At 47.9% G+C, this 15,593-nt stretch carries 16 protein-coding genes; 9 read left to right on the top strand and 7 right to left on the bottom strand.

From position 1 onward, the window contains the following. The first annotated feature begins 25 nt into the window (after positions 1 to 25). Positions 26 to 337: a hypothetical protein gene (locus ACXAFQ_RS11580; protein WP_474821932.1), complete on the top strand. Its 312-nt coding sequence runs from the start codon at positions 26 to 28 to the stop codon at positions 335 to 337. Here the strand turns inward: ACXAFQ_RS11580 and ACXAFQ_RS11575 are convergent. From ACXAFQ_RS11575 to folM, 3 genes are all read right to left on the bottom strand, one after another. Next, entirely contained in the window at positions 334 to 1,227 is an 894-nt protein-coding gene (locus ACXAFQ_RS11575; RefSeq protein ID WP_070123185.1) for a carbon-nitrogen hydrolase, read from the bottom strand. The genes ACXAFQ_RS11580 and ACXAFQ_RS11575 overlap by 4 nt on opposite strands. Continuing rightward, positions 1,220 to 2,287, bottom strand: coding sequence for an agmatine deiminase family protein (locus ACXAFQ_RS11570; protein ID WP_474821925.1), 1,068 nt, complete (start codon positions 2,285 to 2,287; stop codon positions 1,220 to 1,222). Before ACXAFQ_RS11570 ends, ACXAFQ_RS11575 begins: the two co-directional genes overlap by 8 nt. 84 nt (positions 2,288 to 2,371) lie before the next feature. Next, complete coding sequence (folM, locus tag ACXAFQ_RS11565; protein WP_474821921.1) at positions 2,372 to 3,085, bottom strand: dihydromonapterin reductase; 714 nt, start codon at positions 3,083 to 3,085, stop codon at positions 2,372 to 2,374. Between the two features lie 119 nt (positions 3,086 to 3,204). Between folM and folE the strand changes: the two genes are divergently transcribed. Then, positions 3,205 to 3,891 (top strand): GTP cyclohydrolase I FolE, encoded by a 687-nt coding sequence (folE, locus tag ACXAFQ_RS11560; RefSeq protein WP_070123188.1) that lies wholly within the window; start codon positions 3,205 to 3,207, stop codon positions 3,889 to 3,891. 81 nt (positions 3,892 to 3,972) lie between these two features. On the opposite strand, the gene ACXAFQ_RS11555 is transcribed toward folE, so the two are convergent. Both ACXAFQ_RS11555 and ACXAFQ_RS11550 read right to left on the bottom strand, forming a co-directional pair. Continuing rightward, positions 3,973 to 4,182 (bottom strand): FmdB family zinc ribbon protein, encoded by a 210-nt coding sequence (locus ACXAFQ_RS11555; RefSeq protein ID WP_474821915.1) that lies wholly within the window; start codon positions 4,180 to 4,182, stop codon positions 3,973 to 3,975. 282 nt (positions 4,183 to 4,464) lie between these two features. Continuing rightward, complete coding sequence (locus ACXAFQ_RS11550; protein WP_474821913.1) at positions 4,465 to 6,423, bottom strand: alpha-amylase family protein; 1,959 nt, start codon at positions 6,421 to 6,423, stop codon at positions 4,465 to 4,467. A 321-nt stretch (positions 6,424 to 6,744) separates the two neighbouring features. Here ACXAFQ_RS11550 and ACXAFQ_RS11545 point away from each other — a divergent pair, with 321 nt between their 5' ends. Together ACXAFQ_RS11545 and ACXAFQ_RS11540 are read left to right on the top strand one after the other, a co-directional pair. Continuing rightward, on the top strand, positions 6,745 to 7,965 hold the full coding sequence (locus tag ACXAFQ_RS11545) for an MFS transporter (RefSeq protein ID WP_474822456.1): 1,221 nt from the start codon (positions 6,745 to 6,747) through the stop codon (positions 7,963 to 7,965). Beyond that, a complete protein-coding gene (locus ACXAFQ_RS11540) occupies positions 7,952 to 8,836 on the top strand; it encodes an ROK family protein (protein WP_474821909.1) in 885 nt (294 codons plus the stop codon). The genes ACXAFQ_RS11545 and ACXAFQ_RS11540 overlap by 14 nt, the downstream gene beginning before the upstream one ends. 20 nt (positions 8,837 to 8,856) lie before the next feature. Here the strand turns inward: ACXAFQ_RS11540 and gloA2 are convergent, their stop codons facing one another. Then, the gene (gene gloA2 / locus ACXAFQ_RS11535) at positions 8,857 to 9,243 is read right to left on the bottom strand and encodes an SMU1112c/YaeR family gloxylase I-like metalloprotein (RefSeq protein ID WP_474821906.1); all 387 of its coding nucleotides are present in this window, start codon (positions 9,241 to 9,243) and stop codon (positions 8,857 to 8,859) included. Positions 9,244 to 9,251: 8 nt separating this feature from the next. After that, on the bottom strand, positions 9,252 to 10,202 hold the full coding sequence (locus ACXAFQ_RS11530) for an aldo/keto reductase (RefSeq protein WP_474822452.1): 951 nt from the start codon (positions 10,200 to 10,202) through the stop codon (positions 9,252 to 9,254). Positions 10,203 to 10,368: 166 nt separating this feature from the next. On the opposite strand from ACXAFQ_RS11530, the gene ACXAFQ_RS11525 reads away from it, so the two are divergent. The 5 genes from ACXAFQ_RS11525 (at position 10,369) to dbpA (ending at position 15,593) form a co-directional block, all read left to right on the top strand. Then, complete coding sequence (locus ACXAFQ_RS11525) at positions 10,369 to 10,887, top strand: lipocalin family protein (RefSeq protein ID WP_474821903.1); 519 nt, start codon at positions 10,369 to 10,371, stop codon at positions 10,885 to 10,887. An 83-nt stretch (positions 10,888 to 10,970) separates the two neighbouring features. Next, positions 10,971 to 11,516, top strand: a complete 546-nt coding sequence (locus ACXAFQ_RS11520) for a PhnA domain-containing protein (RefSeq protein WP_070123214.1) — start codon at positions 10,971 to 10,973, stop codon at positions 11,514 to 11,516. 110 nt (positions 11,517 to 11,626) lie between these two features. Next, positions 11,627 to 12,670, top strand: a complete 1,044-nt coding sequence (gene pyrC, locus ACXAFQ_RS11515; protein ID WP_474821899.1) for a dihydroorotase — start codon at positions 11,627 to 11,629, stop codon at positions 12,668 to 12,670. Continuing rightward, a complete protein-coding gene (locus ACXAFQ_RS11510) occupies positions 12,643 to 14,217 on the top strand; it encodes a substrate-binding periplasmic protein (protein WP_474821896.1) in 1,575 nt (524 codons plus the stop codon). The genes pyrC and ACXAFQ_RS11510 overlap by 28 nt, the downstream gene beginning before the upstream one ends. After that, positions 14,214 to 15,593 carry an ATP-dependent RNA helicase DbpA gene (gene dbpA / locus ACXAFQ_RS11505; protein ID WP_474821893.1) on the top strand — a complete coding sequence of 460 codons (1,380 nt, stop codon included), beginning with the start codon at positions 14,214 to 14,216 and terminating at the stop codon, positions 15,591 to 15,593. Before ACXAFQ_RS11510 ends, dbpA begins: the two co-directional genes overlap by 4 nt.

Raw genomic sequence — 15,593 nt, 5'->3', positions numbered from 1 at the left:
CTATTGTGATGAACCTACCGTATGTATGAAAAAGTTAGCAAACGATGGTGAAACCCTTTGCCGTCACTGTTACCAAAGGATTCGGGTTAACCCGTTGATGAAATACAGTGTGCCGCCCCTTATGGTGGTGTGCACATTTCTGCTTTTTCAATTCAAGATAATGATTGCGGGAACAGTGCTGTTTTTTCCTACTATTATCATGATTGCGGGATGGAATATTATTGCGGTTCGTTGGTTTGTGCTGTCGACCATTGCCGATGATGATTTTCCGCCGCCAGCGAAAGCACCAAAATCACGCTCTCTGGCTGGCACCAGAGAGCAAGCTGCTGGAGATTAGTCTCTCCAGCGTTTGGTCAAATCTTCATAAGCGTCAATACGGCGGTCACGGAAGTATGGCCAGATGCGCTTCACTTTTTCCGTTCTTTCCATATCCAGCTCAACAGATAAGGTTTCTTCTTTATCGGCGGAAGCGTGCGCCAGTACTTCACCCTGAGGACCAGCAATAAAGCTTTGCCCCCAGAACTGAATGCCCGGATCACCGTCAATCGGTGAAGCTTCAAAGCCGGTTCGGTTTGCCACAATCACTGGCACCGAGTTGGCAACGGCGTGGGCACGCTGAATGGTATGCCATGCGCCGTGCTGTCGGCTGCGCTCTTCTTCGGTATCCGTCATATCCCAGCCGATAGCAGTGGGGTAGAACAGTAAGTCAGCACCGGCCATAGCCATTAAGCGGGCAGCTTCTGGATACCATTGATCCCAGCATACCAGCACGCCAAGTTTACCTACGCTGGTTTGAATTGGTGTAAAGCCCATGTCGCCAGGGGTAAAGTAGAATTTCTCGTAGAATCCAGGATCATCTGGAATGTGCATCTTGCGGTATTTACCGGCAATTTCACGGCTACGGTCAAAAACCACAGCTGTATTGTGGTACAAACCTGAACCGCGCTTTTCAAATAACGATGTCACCAGCACGATGTTGTGCTTTTCTGCCAGTTCGCCAAAAAAGTCGGTTGCCGGGCCGGGGATCGGCTCCGCCAAATCGAAGGCGTTGGTATCTTCTTCCTGACAAAAATACAATGTGGAATGCAGCTCTTGCAGCAAAATACATTCACAGCCTTCTGCTGCCAGCTTGGCTACCTGCTCGGCGCTTTTATTCCAATTCGTTGCTTTGTCATTGTCGGCAACAGATTGTTGTACCAGGCCGACTTTAAGAGTTTTCTTAGTCATAAACAGTGACTCCTTGTTTGAGTTGGGCCAGGACTGATGGCGTTAATGTGTTTGTCGGTACTTGCATAGAAATACAGTGCAAGCTACCGAACTGACGAACCAGAGTCGCACAGTTTATTGGAACCACGTTGTGTCGGGGAAACGCGGCTTCAGTAACCGCAATGGCGGCATCATCTTCCGGCTGACCATATACCGGCAACAATACTGCATTATTACAAATCAGAAAGTTAGCGTAAGACGCTGGCAAACGCTCATTGTCGTCGTTAAACATTTCTGGCAGCGGCAGACAGTATTGCTGGTGGTCAGGAAATGCAGCTGCACACTCTTCGCATAGTGCTTTTAAGCCTTCGAAGTGGGTGTCATCAGGACGATTATCGGCAGCTTGAATAACCAGGCCATGATCGGGTGTGAAACGAACCAGCGTGTCTACGTGGCCATCAGTGTCGTCACCTTCAAGGTGGCCTTGATGGAAAACGGTGAAACTACTGCAATCGAGCATGCGGGTAAACTCGGCGTCGTAATCGGCCAGCGTGATATCGCCATTACGTTTTGGATTCAGTAAACACTGAGCGGTAGACATTAAACGGCCTTGTGCATCAATTTCCAGCGCACCGCCCTCGGCGACAATCTTACTGGTGAGCAGTGGCAACTGACACATCGGTGCCAGATAACGCTGATTCACTTGGTTATCGCTGGTCGCGTTGAATTTCTGGCCCCAGCCATTGAATTGAAATTCTACTGGTTGACCTTTCATATCTTCGTTTTCAGATACCTTGCGCGTAAGAAACGCATAGTCGCGGGCCCAGGTATCGTTGTATTCTGCCGGAATGATGAGCACCCGGGCATCTGCGGCCAGGCGCGCTTGAACATTGGCAACATCATCGGCGCGACATAACAATAATACGCCAGCGGATGCGGCATTGATTTGTTCAATCACGGTTAAATAGGTTTCGCGTGTTTCCTCCAGCCACGGAGCCCAGTCAGTTTTATCGTGGGGCCAGGCGAGAATAACAGCGTCGACGGCTTCCCACTCAGGAATTAGTGGAGAAGTGCTTTTCATGATGTTGCTTCCAGTTAGTCAGTTAAATAACGGGCGCAAGTATACCCTTAGTGTTTTCGGCAACCAAAACAAATGACGTTGAAATCAGTTGAATTTAAGATGGCGCCCGCCGTTTACATGTAAGGTTTCTCCGGTAACGTACGTGCTGTTAAGCAGATAGTTCACCGCATCAACGGCCGCTACCGCGCCAGGCTCAGTTTGCATCAGCGATTTACTCAGTGCTTTTTCCTTGTAAGCGGCATCGTCGCCGTCGTTAAACATCAACAGGGCTGGGGCGATGGTATTAACTTTTACATGGGGCGCTAGCATTTGCGCAAAAGACAGCGTGAGATTATGCAGCGCGGCTTTGCTGGCGGCATAGGCTAGGTGCTTCTCGCTGCCGACAGACTGAACAAAGTCGGTGATATGAATAATGTCTGCCGCTTCCTGCTGAGTATTGAGTAACGCTTTTAAGCCCATATTCATTAAATAGGGCGTTTTCGCATGTACTTGCATCATACTGTCAAAAAGACTGGCGTAGTCATTGGTGTTTTTTTCAGAGCTCCATTCCGACGCATTGTGAATGATGGCGCGTAAGCCCGTTGTGTGCTTTTTCACCGCTTTAATGCATTCCGCTATGCCCTGGTCGGTGCTAAAATCCGCGCAAATTGCCACTGCCCCGGCTTTTTCAAGCTGTGCTATTGAGGCTTTATGGGTGCGGTATGTTACAATTACAGGATAATTGTTGCTCAGCAGGTTTTCTGCCAGAGCTAAGCCAACACGCTGGGAAGCGCCGGTGATGAGCACTGGATTAGGCAAATCGAACTCCTTGGGTGATTAAATGTCCAATATGAAACATTTGTCATCTAATGAATTTAAGTGGTCTGTAATTATAGCCTTTACGTTAAATCTCAATCAGGCTATTTCGGAAATTGTTAATGTTATCAAATGAAGCAGTGGTAGTACGTGATGCACTTGAACCTGGATTGTCGGCTTCGGCGATCATGGTAAGAAAGGCACTTGAAGATAAAGGTCTGGAAACGCCAATGGTGCGTAACGGCTTATCTGATGATGAAAAACGCGCACGGATAGAAGCCGCTATGACTGACATTATGGATACGTTAGGCCTCGACCGCGCAGACGACAGCCTGGCTGATACCCCAGCACGTATTGCCAAAATGTACGTGAATGAAATTTTCAGTGGCCTGGACTACCGTAACTTTCCTAAAATTACGGTTATCGAAAACAAGATGCAGCTTAATCAGCCGGTTCAGGTTTCGGATATTAGTTTAACGAGCACCTGTGAACATCACTTTGTCACTATTGATGGCACAGCAACGGTTTCTTATATTCCAAAGGATACGGTAATTGGGCTATCAAAACTGAATCGCCTTGTCGGTTTCTTTGCACAGCGCCCTCAGGTTCAGGAGCGTTTAACACAGCAGGTGTTGGTCGCTATTCAAACCCTTGCGGGAACCGAAGATGTAGCCGTGACGATTAATGCTACGCACTATTGCGTAAAAGCGCGGGGTATTCGGGATACGAATTCCTATACGCGCACATCAGCGCTTGGTGGTCAGTTCCTCACCGACCCACTACTGAGACAAGATTTCTTCCGCAACTAGTTGAAAATAAATATTAAAAAAGCCTGATTCTTGAGTCAGGCTTTTTTTTGCTGATTGATTCGAGAAAATGAAGAAGAAAGCTTATCTGTAAGCAATTTCAGAAGAGGCTAAGGATACAATCAAATTGATTTTTTCGCCGATACCGTCGGCAGGGACAATTTCTAACCTGGAGTCACATTTCGCACACTGGGTATATTTTTCCTGATACATCTCGCGGAGTGTATCTAATTGAAGCGCGTTGATATGACCACAGTGCGGGCAGAGATATTCTTGCTCGTGGGTAGCATTCATAATAATTCCTTAATCGTAGATGATAATCCGATTTCTAATCCGTGAAATCGTTACTGCAAAATGTGTGACAACATGCAGTACCGCTCAGTATCCTGGTGCTGTTTATCATTTTGCAAACTGCATCCGTCTTGTTTGACGGCTTTAACAAACGATAAAAAGCGGCATGTGGGCAAGTATAGCGCAATTACAGAATTGTAAAGAACCATTCACCACAAATTTTCAATTCATTACGATAAAATGCAGCGAAAGTTTCGTTTGTGGAAAAAATAACCGAAACTGACGCTATTTAGCGTCAGTTATCCACCAGGAAAGTTGATAAGGTTCAAGGGTGAGTGTGTTTTCATTGCCGGTGAGCTGACCGTCAGACAGCAAATCCTTTATCGCACGACGTTGAACCGTCGTCAGAATGTCTCCGCTTATATTCTGTTGTTGTTCACTGAAGTTACAAAGGCCAAGTAGCTTTTCACCCGCGCGGTTGTAACGAACAAATCCAAAACAATGCACATTCCCTGTATCCAGAATCTGGGTATTGGCATCACCAAAAATGGCATTTTGCTTTCTTATGGCCAGCATATTAGTGAGGCCATTAAAAACAGTGCGCTGGCAGGCATGTCGTAAATCAGCCGGATCGGCTTTTTGGTTCAGCACGTTAGCTATTTGCTCGTTGGTTACCGCAATACGATTTACCCAGCGATCATCATGCTTTTTACTCGGGTCCTCGCGATAGCTGTAGTCATTCAACAAACCTAACTCGTCGCTGGAATAAAGCAGTGGAATGCCGCCAATGGAGAATGTGATGCCATAGAGTAAAAGCATGCGTTTAATCGCCAACTCTATTTCAGCAGGGTCAAGAATGATCAGTGCTTTTTCAAGCCCACACAACGAGGCCAGTGAGCCACATACGCGGCAGTCTCCATTGGATGGGTTTTCTGCAAATGGCACGCCGCTGGCGAAAGAGCCGTCGAAGCGCCCAGTAAAGAACTGATTAAGGAAGAACCGGTGATCATGTGGATTCATGGCGAGTTCGTGGGCGACACCGTCATCAAATGTCCAGCCAATGTCATCATGGCAGCGAACGTAGTTCACCCAGGTAGTATTTTGCGGAATACTGAAACTCTTTTTAAGCGAGCGGGTGAGCAGGCGGGTTTTCCGCGTTGCCAGCGAATTCCACAACAATGCCATAAGTAATGGGTTGTAAGACAATTGGCACTCGTCTTTATGAATATACTTGAGTACCTCATCGGGATGAACGATGGCTTCTGATTTGAAGACAACGGCAGGCGCAACGATTTGCAGACAAGCATTGAACGCTTGAATTAAGCGGTGTGCATTTGGCTGGTTTTCGCAGTCAGTGCCAAGATCTTTCCAGATAAATGCCAGGGCATCTAAGCGTAAACCGGCACAACCGATATTGGCGAGGAATAGCATTTCACCCACAATGGCATTAAAAACAGCTGGGTTGCTGTAATTCAAATCCCACTGGAAGCTATTAAAGGTCGTCCACACCCACTTTTGCATCGTTTCATTAAAGGTGAAACTACCACGGCGTACTTGCGGAAAAATTTCGCGAAGATGTTGCTCGTAGAGGTCAGGCACCGTGCGGTCATCAAACAGATAGTAGAAATTCTGGTAATTTTTCTCACCATCCAACGCGGCTTTGGCCCACGGGTGCTCATCTGACGTATGGTTAAATACAAAGTCCAGCACCAAGTCGATGCCTTCATCAAGCAGTGCCGTCGACAGGGCTTCCAATTCCTTCATGGTACCCAGCGAAGGATTAACTTTACGATAATCAGATACCGCGTAGCCGCCATCACTGTCACCTTCCGGAGAAGCATACAATGGCATGAGGTGAACATACGTTACCCCCAGAGCTTTGAAGTACGGGATTTTTTGATGCAGATCTTTAAGAGTGGGGCCGATTAAGTCCACATAGCATGCCATACCGACTTGTTCTTCGCTGCGATACCACAGAGGATTTTTTTCCTTTGCGGTATCTTGCTGCTTTAATTTCGCCTTGCGGCTCTTAGTGCCGTCGCGAAGCAACTCGACCAGTTTTTGCAAATGATAATAGCAGTCAAACTGATGGCCGTAGACAGTCGTATAGCGCTCGAATAATGCAGGAAAGTGTTGCTCTAGGCGTTTTAGAAACAGCGCGCTGTCGCGCTTACTCAGCATAGACAGGTCGAGGGACTCTACTATTCTTTCTAAACACTGTTTGCTGTCTGCGGCGTAATTCATTTTCAACTCCCGGACGAAACAGTATCGAATTAGACTTGCTTCGTTCACATAAAATTCACAACGATGTTTACAGATTTAACCATGTCTGTTACTTTATCTTAAACGATTAAGTTGTTTTTGCAAAATTTTATAAATGCCTTTTTGCTCAGTAGCTACAGGTTGTGCAGAGCGATAGGGTTTGTGATAAAGAAATAATGCGTGCTAATTGTTTCTTATGTGATGATAAAACTATGTTAATGGGTCGGCGGCTCGACCAATTATTTCAGAGGCGGCAGTATGCAGCAATCTAACAGTCAATTTATACGCTGGTTAACTTATCTGATGTTCATGATGTTTGCGATGACATCGGATTCAGTGGGTGAAATTATAAAAGAAGTGAAAGTTGCCTTTGAAGTAACTAACGCGCAGGCCAGTCTGATGCATTCTCTGCCCATGCTTGGCATTGCACTGTCCGGATTATTGCTCGGATTCCTGGCTGACAGGTTAGGGCGAAAGACCACCATCGTTATTGGTTTGAGTGTTTTTGGGCTGGCATGCTACAGCTTTTTTATGGCCAACAATTTTGTGTTTATTGTTAGCCTGATGACCTTATCCGGTATCGCTGTGGGTATATTCAAGACCGGCGCCCTGGCACTTATTGGTGATATCTCTGGTTCAACTAAGCAACACACCGCAACGATGAACGGTGCTGAAGCATTTTTTGGCGTCGGCGCCATTATCGGCCCCCTTATTGTGGCTTATCTTATCCATAAAGGTGTGCCCTGGCAGTATCTCTATATAATTGCTGGTGGTATTTGTACCTTGCTCATTGTTATTGCTGTATGGGTGAAGTATCCCACTTATCAACCTGCTGCCCACAACAATGGTGAAAAGGTCACCGTGCGTCAGAGTTTGGCGCTGGTCAAAAACCCTTACGCACTGGGCTTCTCTGTTGGCGCGTTTTTGTATGTTGCCGCTGAAAGTGCAATTTATGTGTGGATGCCAAGTTATCTGGTGTGCGATGCCACTTCATTGAAAGCGACCTACGACTGTTACAGTGACGGTGCAGCCCGTACGTTAGCCATTTATTCAGTGACTGCGTTCTTTATTCTTCGTGCTGCCGGACGTTTTGTCGGTATTTGGATGATGGCGCATTTTAATTGGGCGCTGGTGTTATTGTTATTCAGTGGTGCCATTCTGGTTTGCTTTGTTGGCGGCCTGGTTGGCGGCAAACAAGTGGCATTGTACCTTTTCCCATTGACCGGCATCTTTATGTCAGTCATTTATCCCACGTTCAATTCAAAAGGTATCAGCTGCTTCCCTCGTCACCAGCATGGCTCGGTGGCGGGCGTCATCCTGTTTTTCACTGCCGCCGGTGCCGCTGCTGGGCCGTTCATCATGGGCGTAGTGAGTGATGCAATGGGTGGCGATGCGAAGTATGGTTTTATCGTTGCTACAGGTTTCGCTTCGCTACTGTTTGTCGGATTATTATTTAATTATCTTCGTAACCCCACGCAGCAAAGGCTGCAACAAATTGAGGCGAGTGACTATGGCATTGCGTGATCCGTTTTATGCTGTCATCGAAGCCGGTGGTACAAAATTTAATTGTGCGATTGTCGATGAAAATCGGAACATTGTTGAAGAACTACGAGTCCCCACCACCACGCCGGCCGAGACCCTTTCGGCCTGCGTGGACTTCTTCAAGCATCAAAAAACACTTGGAAGAGATTTCAGTGAAATGGGCATCGCCAGTTTTGGTCCGCTGGATCTAAAATCCGATTCGACCTATTGGGGCTACATAACCAAAACGCCAAAACCGAACTGGAGCTTTACATCCGTGGCACCCTATCTAGGTGACGCCCTTGGATGTCGGGTTGCCATTGATACCGATGTGAACGCGGCAGCGATGGCAGAGCATCGTTGGGGGGCCGGTCAAAACGCCAATGTGGTGATTTATGTCACTGTAGGGACCGGCGTCGGCGGCGGTGTCGTCATTAACGGCAAACCGCTACATGGTTTGGTTCACCCGGAAATCGGCCACTTTAAGGTCATTCCGCCGGCAGGCATCGAAGGGGTTTGCCCGTTCCATGGTAACTGTGTTGAAGGTTTAGCGTCTGGCGCCGCATTAGGTAAAATCTGGGGGCAACCGTCAGAAACCCTCGGTGATGATCATGAGGCGTGGGACAAACTCGCTGATGTACTGGCACAGCTTAGTCATAACCTACTGGTAGGTTTCAGCGCCGAAAAAATTGTATTTGGCGGCGGCGTTATGCAGAAAGACGGCATGCTGGAGAAGATCATCGCTAAAACGTCTGACAGTCTGGCTGACTACATTGTTTTTCCAGATGGAACCGGGCTGAACGATATTATTGTATTACCCGGTCTGGGCACGCGCTCAGGATTACTGGGTGCGCTGGCTTTGTTAGATAGCTAAGACGTTGACGGTGCTCACCGTCAACTTATTTCGTATAGCTCAAGAGGCAGACCGTCAGGGTCCTGAAAAAAGGTGAAGCGCTTGCCAGTGTAGGGGTCTGTGCGAATATCTTCACACTCTACATGCTTGCTTGTAAGCGTAGTCACGGCCGCATCAATATCCTGAACTCGAAAGGCCAGGTGCCTTAAGCCTTGGGCCTCCGGGCGTGAAGGGCGAGCGGGGGCGCCAGGAAATGAAAATAACTCGATTTGTGAACCGTCAGGCAGGACCAGGTCACATTTGTACGAATCTCTGGCTTCCCGATAATTCTCATCGAGAACGGTGAACCCAAGCGTTTCTGTGTAAAACGCTTTGGATGTAGGATAGTCGCTGCAAATAACAGCGACGTGGTGAAATCCATCTAACATATTTTTCCTTATGGCACATCGCTGCCGCGTGCAGATTCGAGTAAGGCATACCAATGCTCCCGGCTTAGATTTACCGAATTTGCCTGAACACAATTACGGATGCGGGTGAGATTGGTGGTGCCGATAACTGGCTGAATGTTCGCTGGATGGCGCATTAACCACCCAAGGACAATGGCTTCTGCGGAAACACCGTATTCTGCAGCCAGTTCACTCACCAAAGCTGCGGTAGCTACCTCTTCTTCAAACTCCGCTTTCCCGCCGGTAAACTTACCCTGAGCCAGACTACCCCAAGCTTGCAACTGCACATTATTCATCATGCAGTATTCCAACGTACCTGGAGCATAGCCAATTTGGCGATTGAGCGCGCTATTGGTGGTAATGCCGTCTTCCAGCCAGTCGCGGAAAGCCAAGCTCATCTCCAGTTGATTAGCGACTACCGGGGTGCCCAGCGCGCTTTGCAGATAGTTGATTTGGTGGCCATGCATATTGGATACACCAAGATGCTTAATTTTTCCGCTGGCTTGTAAATCACTGATCGCAGTGGCAACTTCATCCAGTTCCATCAGTGGATCAGGGCGGTGTAAAAGCAGTACGTCTAATTGCTCAATGTTTAAACGCTGTAAAATGTCTTCCACAGACCCCGTGATCCAGGCTGCAGAAAAGTCATAACGCTTTGGTCCTGCATCATCGGCAAAGCGGATAGCACATTTTGACTGCAGTATCATTTTGTCTCGGAGTGACGGGGTGTTTTTCAACACCTGACCAAAAGCCTGTTCAGCTTTGCCGAGGGTGTAGATGTCAGCATGGTCAAATACGGTGATGCCATTATCCAGCGCAGTTTCAATCATGTCTTCAGCCTGCTTAATGTGTGCAGCGGTCACTGGTGATGAATCCCAGTCTCCGCCTAATCCCATACACCCATAAACCAGACGGCTTGCGTCAGCGAAGTAATCTTCCAGCATAATTAATCCTGTAACCTGTTGATAGGTCAGAGTACCACGTTTTTTGACAGACGAAAGTAGCCTGCAATCGAATGTAATGGAATGGATCTTTTTTCTCATGTATCGCATATATGTGTGAGTTATTTACAACCTTTTTTGTGCATCAACCGAAATGGAGTTTTCCATGCGTTCACTGGCGCTTTTGTTTGCTTGTTTCTTCTCCTTGTCTGCGTGTACGTCGAAGCCTGACGGCGTTGAGCCGGTAGTCGACTTTGAACTGCAGCAATATCTTGGTTCCTGGTACGAAATTGTCCGCTTACCCCATTCTTTTGAAGAAGGTTTGAGTCGCGTAACGGCCTCGTACAGTTTACGTGAAGATGGCGGGGTAACCGTGGTAAATCGCGGCTTTAACCGTGAAAGTGGAAAATGGGAAGAAGCGGAAGGTAAAGCCTATTTTGTTGAAGACGCAGATACGGGCTTTTTAAAGGTGTCTTTCTTTGGGCCTTTTTACGCTAGCTATATCATTGTTGAATTGGACAAAGACTATCGCTACGCCATGGTAACCGGGCCAGACAGGGATTACCTATGGGTGCTGTCCAGAACGCCTGAATTAGATGAAGCCACGTTGAAGGAACTCGTTGGCAAAGCGGATTCACTGGGCTTTGATACCAGCAAATTAATTTATGTAGAGCAAGATCAATAGATTACTGAATTTTCTCCGCGACATGAAAAACCCTGCTACAATTGCGGCTTTTTCTACCGGAGTAAAATGTGGAAAATCGTGTGATGGATCGCGCAGGTAATACCTGCGAACTATGTGGCAGTAAAGATGTTGTTGCACTGTACGAAGTGCCTTTTTCCCCAGACAGCGAAGCCGACACACATATCGCTGCCTGCCAGGTTTGTCGCGATCAGTTAAACGGTGAAGCCGATGTAGACGTGGCTCACTGGCGCTGCCTGAATGATGCAATCTGGTCGCCTACAGCACCGGTACAGGTAATTGCCTGGCGGATGCTCAACAAGTTGAAATCAGAATCTTGGGCGCAGGATCTTTTGGATATTGCTTATCTGGAAGATAACGTTCGTGAGTGGGGTGAAGCAGGATTGGTTGATTTAAACCGTGAGCCAACCCTCGACTGCAACGGTACGCCGCTGGCTGCCGGTGATACGGTTCATCTTGTGAAAGACTTAAACGTAAAAGGTGCTACCTTTACTGCTAAGCGTGGTACGGCTGTTCGCAACATTGGCCTTAGCGACAATCCGCTGCACATCGAAGGCCGGGTAAACGGTACTCGCATCGTAATCATTGCTGCCTACACGAAAAAATCCTGATCTAACAAATCCTCAAGTTTACGCGAAAAGCCATGCCTGATTGGATGCAGCATTGTTTCTAATCAGGCATAATTGCATCAGATGTTATTTACACAGGCAAATTTTAAACGATGCAAACGCTTACCATTCGTACCCCTGATGACTGGCACCTCCATTTCCGCGATGGCGAGATGCTGGCTGAAACTGTACCCGCCACTGCACGGTGTTTCGCCCGTGCTATTGTGATGCCTAACTTAGTTCCGCCTGTGACTAACGCTGAAATGGCGATGGCATATAAGCAACGTATTGAAGCGGCTCGACCTGCCGGTAGTCAGTTTGAGCCGTTGATGACACTGTACCTGACAAACCAAACCACGCCGCAGGACATCGCCGATGCAAAAGCCGCGGGTGTTGTGGCTTGCAAACTGTATCCAGCAGGTGCCACCACCAACTCTGACGCTGCCGTAAAAGGTATCGAGGCACTTTACCCGGTATTTGAAGCCATGCAGGAACAGGGTGTCCTGTTACTTATTCATGGTGAGGTTACCGAGAACCATATTGATATCTTCGACCGTGAAAAGGTGTTTATCGACACTCATCTTCGTCCGATTGTGGATGCATTCCCGAATTTGAAAGTGGTTTTTGAGCATATCACCACAGCCGATGCGGCCGAATTTGTTATGGCGTCTGGCGACAACGTAGCAGCCACTATCACACCGCAGCACTTATTGCTGAACCGAAATGACTTGCTCGTTGGGGGCGTTCGTCCGCACAACTACTGTTTGCCTGTGTTGAAACGAAATACCCATCAAAAGGCGTTGCAGGAAGCCGTGGCAACGGGTTCACCAAAGTTCTTTTTAGGCACCGACTCTGCGCCGCACGCTAAACACCGCAAAGAAAATGCATGCGGATGTGCAGGATGCTACAGCGCATGGAGCGCCATTGAACTCTATGCAGAAATATTTGATGAGTTAGGTATTCTCGATAAGTTCGAGGGCTTTGCCAGTCTGCATGGTGCGGCGTTTTACGGTTTACCCGTAAATGAGGGCACTATTACACTGGTAAATTCTTCTTGGCAGGTACCAGAGGTGGTAACGTTAGCTGATGGCTCCGAAATGGTGCCTTTCTATGCAGGGAAGACCTTAAAATGGAAACTGGAGCAGTCTCTGGCCTGAGCCGGTTCGCCTGTTGTGTTCTGATATATTGCTGCACGGTGTTCGATGCCCGTGCAGACGCCATTTCTATCATTGTTACGCCGGTACCGGTGTTTAATGAGGTGAATGCAAATGGTGAACTTTCAGGATACACCGTCGATCTCATTCGGGGCATGCTTGAAGAAGCCGAGCTTGAAGGTCAGATCCGCCCTGAACCCCTCGCTCGAATGCTAACCGACCTTAAAAATAACCCCGCTCAATTGGGCGCGTCGCTGGTCAGAACACCTGAACGAGAAGATCAGTATTACTGGATATCGCCGGTTACGGCTATTCCCAATCATGTTTATGTGAAAGCCAATAGCCAGTTGGCTGAAACGGGCATTACCTCGCTTTCTGAATTATCGGGTGTCGCCGTTCGTCGAAATGATTACCGTCATACCTTGCTTGAACAAGCGGAAGTCGCCGATATTCTCGCGGTTAACAGTTGGGAACAAGCCATAGAATTATTACTCGCCGACAGGGTTAGTGCGCTTTTATATTCCTCTGCTGGCCTAAGGTTAATGTGTGAAAACGCACACATGGACTGTAGTGAACTGAACCCCATCTATACTCGAAGCACGGTTGTTAGTTATATCGTGCTACCCAAAGTGCCAGAGAACGCGGAACTTGCCAATGTACTTAGCGCGGCTGCGGCAAAATTCAAATCTCAACAGCAATTCGAAACGCTAACCGAAAAGGTTAATCAACAACTGGCGACATCAGGTTTGTCGGGACAATTGGAAAATGGCGTGCTTTTTGTTGTTGATAACGGTGAAGCACCAAAGAACGAACATCTTTGGGTGTTAGGAGAGTTATCAGGCGATTTCGCCAAGTTGAATTCCATTAACGAAATGGTTGGCTACAATGCTGACTTAGTTAGAAGAGTACTGGGCGAGGCCAACATCAGTGCGTCGGTATTGGCGGTACCGTGGCAACGACTGTTGCGGGAGACCCTGCATAAGCCTAATGTGTTGTCTTTTGCAGTAGCGCGAACGGCTGAGCGGGAAGAGCGCTTCCACTGGATTACCCCAATAACCCGAAACACCTATGGGCTCTTTGGACTGGGTGAGTCAGCGGGGGCAGGAATAGACCAAATACCAACAGGCAAAATCGTGGGTACCTTAAAACACGATTTTCGTGCTGAAATTGCTGCCGCCGCCAATTTGCCTACCCTTGAATATGATTCCTGGGGAGCAACCATTAGCGCCCTGTATAACGATGACGTTGATTTCGTTTTCACCTCACCCTGGACGTTAAGGGTAGGATGTCGTCAGGTTCAGTCTTCGTGTCAGGACATTTCGATGGACTATCCTTACCAGGAAGTTACTACCTGGTTAGTGCTATCTAAACCGGGCACCAGTATGGCGTTGGTGGAAAAATTAACGGCGGCAGCTAAAAAAGTAAAAAGCGAAGACAAATACGTGCAATGGGCAGAACGTTGGGTTTCAGATATCAATCTGAGAAACAACACTGCATTTTCAGTCAGGGATGGCATCATCTATCTTTACAGTAACGAACAATTAGAATGACACAATTTAACCAACTCACCGGCATTATTTCTTCTTTAAGTCAGTCGTTAGAAAGACTGGGCTTTCCTTCCATGACTCCGGTGCAGGCGGGCACATTACCTGACGCCCTGAATGGCCGCGATATTATGGCACAGGGTCAAACCGGTAGCGGAAAAACCGTCGCGTTTGCGGTGGCAACGCTTAATAAAGTAGAAGTCACCCGTTTTGCGACTCAGGTGGTGGTGTTGTGCCCAACTCGTGAGTTGGCCGCCCAGGTCGCTGAGCAATATCGCGCCGTAGGGCAGTGTATGCCTAATTTAAAAGTGCTGACGCTATGCGGTGGTGAGCCAATGGGGCCGCAAATTCAGTCGCTTAAACATGGCGCCCATGTCATTGTGGGAACGCCAGGTCGTATTCTTGATCACCTACAGAAAAAGCGTATTGATTTAAGCGAAGTGTCGTCGCGGGTGTTAGATGAAGCCGACCGCATGCTGGATATGGGCTTTTCCGATGATGTCGATGAAATTTTTTCGTATACCGCAGAGCCCGTACAAACATTGCTGTTTTCCGCTACCTGGACCGACGGCATCAAACGAATGGCAAATAAATACCTTGCCGACCCGCTCTCGTTCACTGCTAAAGCTGACATTGTGGCCAACCCCGATATCGAGCAGCAAGCGTATTCGGTAGAAGAGCATACGCGTCTTAATGCGTTAAAAGCGGTGTTAACTACCATTCAACCAACAAAAGCTATTTTGTTCTGTAATACCCGTAAAAGAGTGACAGAAGTGGTGGAAGAGTTGGCTGCCGCTGGCTTTTCCGTGGCAGGGCTGCAAGGCGAAATGGAGCAACGTGAGCGAACTGATGTACTGGCGCGTTTTGCTGCAGAGGCCCTTTCGGTGCTGGTAGGAACAGATGTTGCTGCCCGTGGTCTCGATATCAAAGAAGTCGATTGTGTGATTAATGTTGATGTGAGCGAAGATGCCGATACCCACACTCATCGAGTTGGGCGTACCGGTCGCGCGGGTGCTAAAGGCCTCGCTGTAACACTGGTCAGCGATCGTGAACAAGACCATTTCGACAAAATTGAAGCCTTTGCAGAAATTAAAATTCCGGTGAAAGGGGCGCAAAGCTTACGCTTCCATGCAAACCGTATCACAAAGCCAGTGTTTGTTTGTCTGCACGTGAATGCAGGTAAAAAAGAGAAGCTTCGTCCAGGTGACTTTCTTGGTTCGCTAGTGAAAGATGCGGACATTGCTGCTGAAGATATCGGTAAAATTCAGGTTCAAAACTCACAAAGTTTCGTGTCTGTTAAAGAGCGCAGTGCGAAACGGGCTCTGAAGTTGTTCCGGGAAGGCAGAATCAAAGGGAAGCGCGTTCGCGCACGTAAGCTTTAG

It is taken from the genome of Alteromonas sp. ABH2_165 (genome assembly GCF_056159945.1).
The sequence above is the reverse complement of the archived record's forward strand: the minus strand, read 5'-3'. Positions and strand labels throughout refer to the sequence as shown.

Excerpts from the sequence above, each read along its gene's own strand:
- ACXAFQ_RS11580 (WP_474821932.1), top strand. The coding sequence starts at position 26 with ATGAAAAAGTTAGCAAACGATGGTGAAACCCTTTGCCGTCACTGTTAC.
- ACXAFQ_RS11575 (WP_070123185.1), bottom strand. The coding sequence starts at position 1,227 with ATGACTAAGAAAACTCTTAAAGTCGGCCTGGTACAACAATCTGTTGCC.
- ACXAFQ_RS11570 (WP_474821925.1), bottom strand. The coding sequence starts at position 2,287 with ATGAAAAGCACTTCTCCACTAATTCCTGAGTGGGAAGCCGTCGACGCT.
- folE (WP_070123188.1), top strand. The coding sequence starts at position 3,205 with ATGTTATCAAATGAAGCAGTGGTAGTACGTGATGCACTTGAACCTGGA.
- ACXAFQ_RS11555 (WP_474821915.1), bottom strand. The coding sequence starts at position 4,182 with ATGAATGCTACCCACGAGCAAGAATATCTCTGCCCGCACTGTGGTCAT.
- ACXAFQ_RS11550 (WP_474821913.1), bottom strand. The coding sequence starts at position 6,423 with ATGAATTACGCCGCAGACAGCAAACAGTGTTTAGAAAGAATAGTAGAG.
- ACXAFQ_RS11545 (WP_474822456.1), top strand. The coding sequence starts at position 6,745 with ATGTTCATGATGTTTGCGATGACATCGGATTCAGTGGGTGAAATTATA.
- ACXAFQ_RS11540 (WP_474821909.1), top strand. The coding sequence starts at position 7,952 with ATGGCATTGCGTGATCCGTTTTATGCTGTCATCGAAGCCGGTGGTACA.
- gloA2 (WP_474821906.1), bottom strand. The coding sequence starts at position 9,243 with ATGTTAGATGGATTTCACCACGTCGCTGTTATTTGCAGCGACTATCCT.
- ACXAFQ_RS11525 (WP_474821903.1), top strand. The coding sequence starts at position 10,369 with ATGCGTTCACTGGCGCTTTTGTTTGCTTGTTTCTTCTCCTTGTCTGCG.
- ACXAFQ_RS11520 (WP_070123214.1), top strand. The coding sequence starts at position 10,971 with ATGGATCGCGCAGGTAATACCTGCGAACTATGTGGCAGTAAAGATGTT.
- pyrC (WP_474821899.1), top strand. The coding sequence starts at position 11,627 with ATGCAAACGCTTACCATTCGTACCCCTGATGACTGGCACCTCCATTTC.
- ACXAFQ_RS11510 (WP_474821896.1), top strand. The coding sequence starts at position 12,643 with ATGGAAACTGGAGCAGTCTCTGGCCTGAGCCGGTTCGCCTGTTGTGTT.
- dbpA (WP_474821893.1), top strand. The coding sequence starts at position 14,214 with ATGACACAATTTAACCAACTCACCGGCATTATTTCTTCTTTAAGTCAG.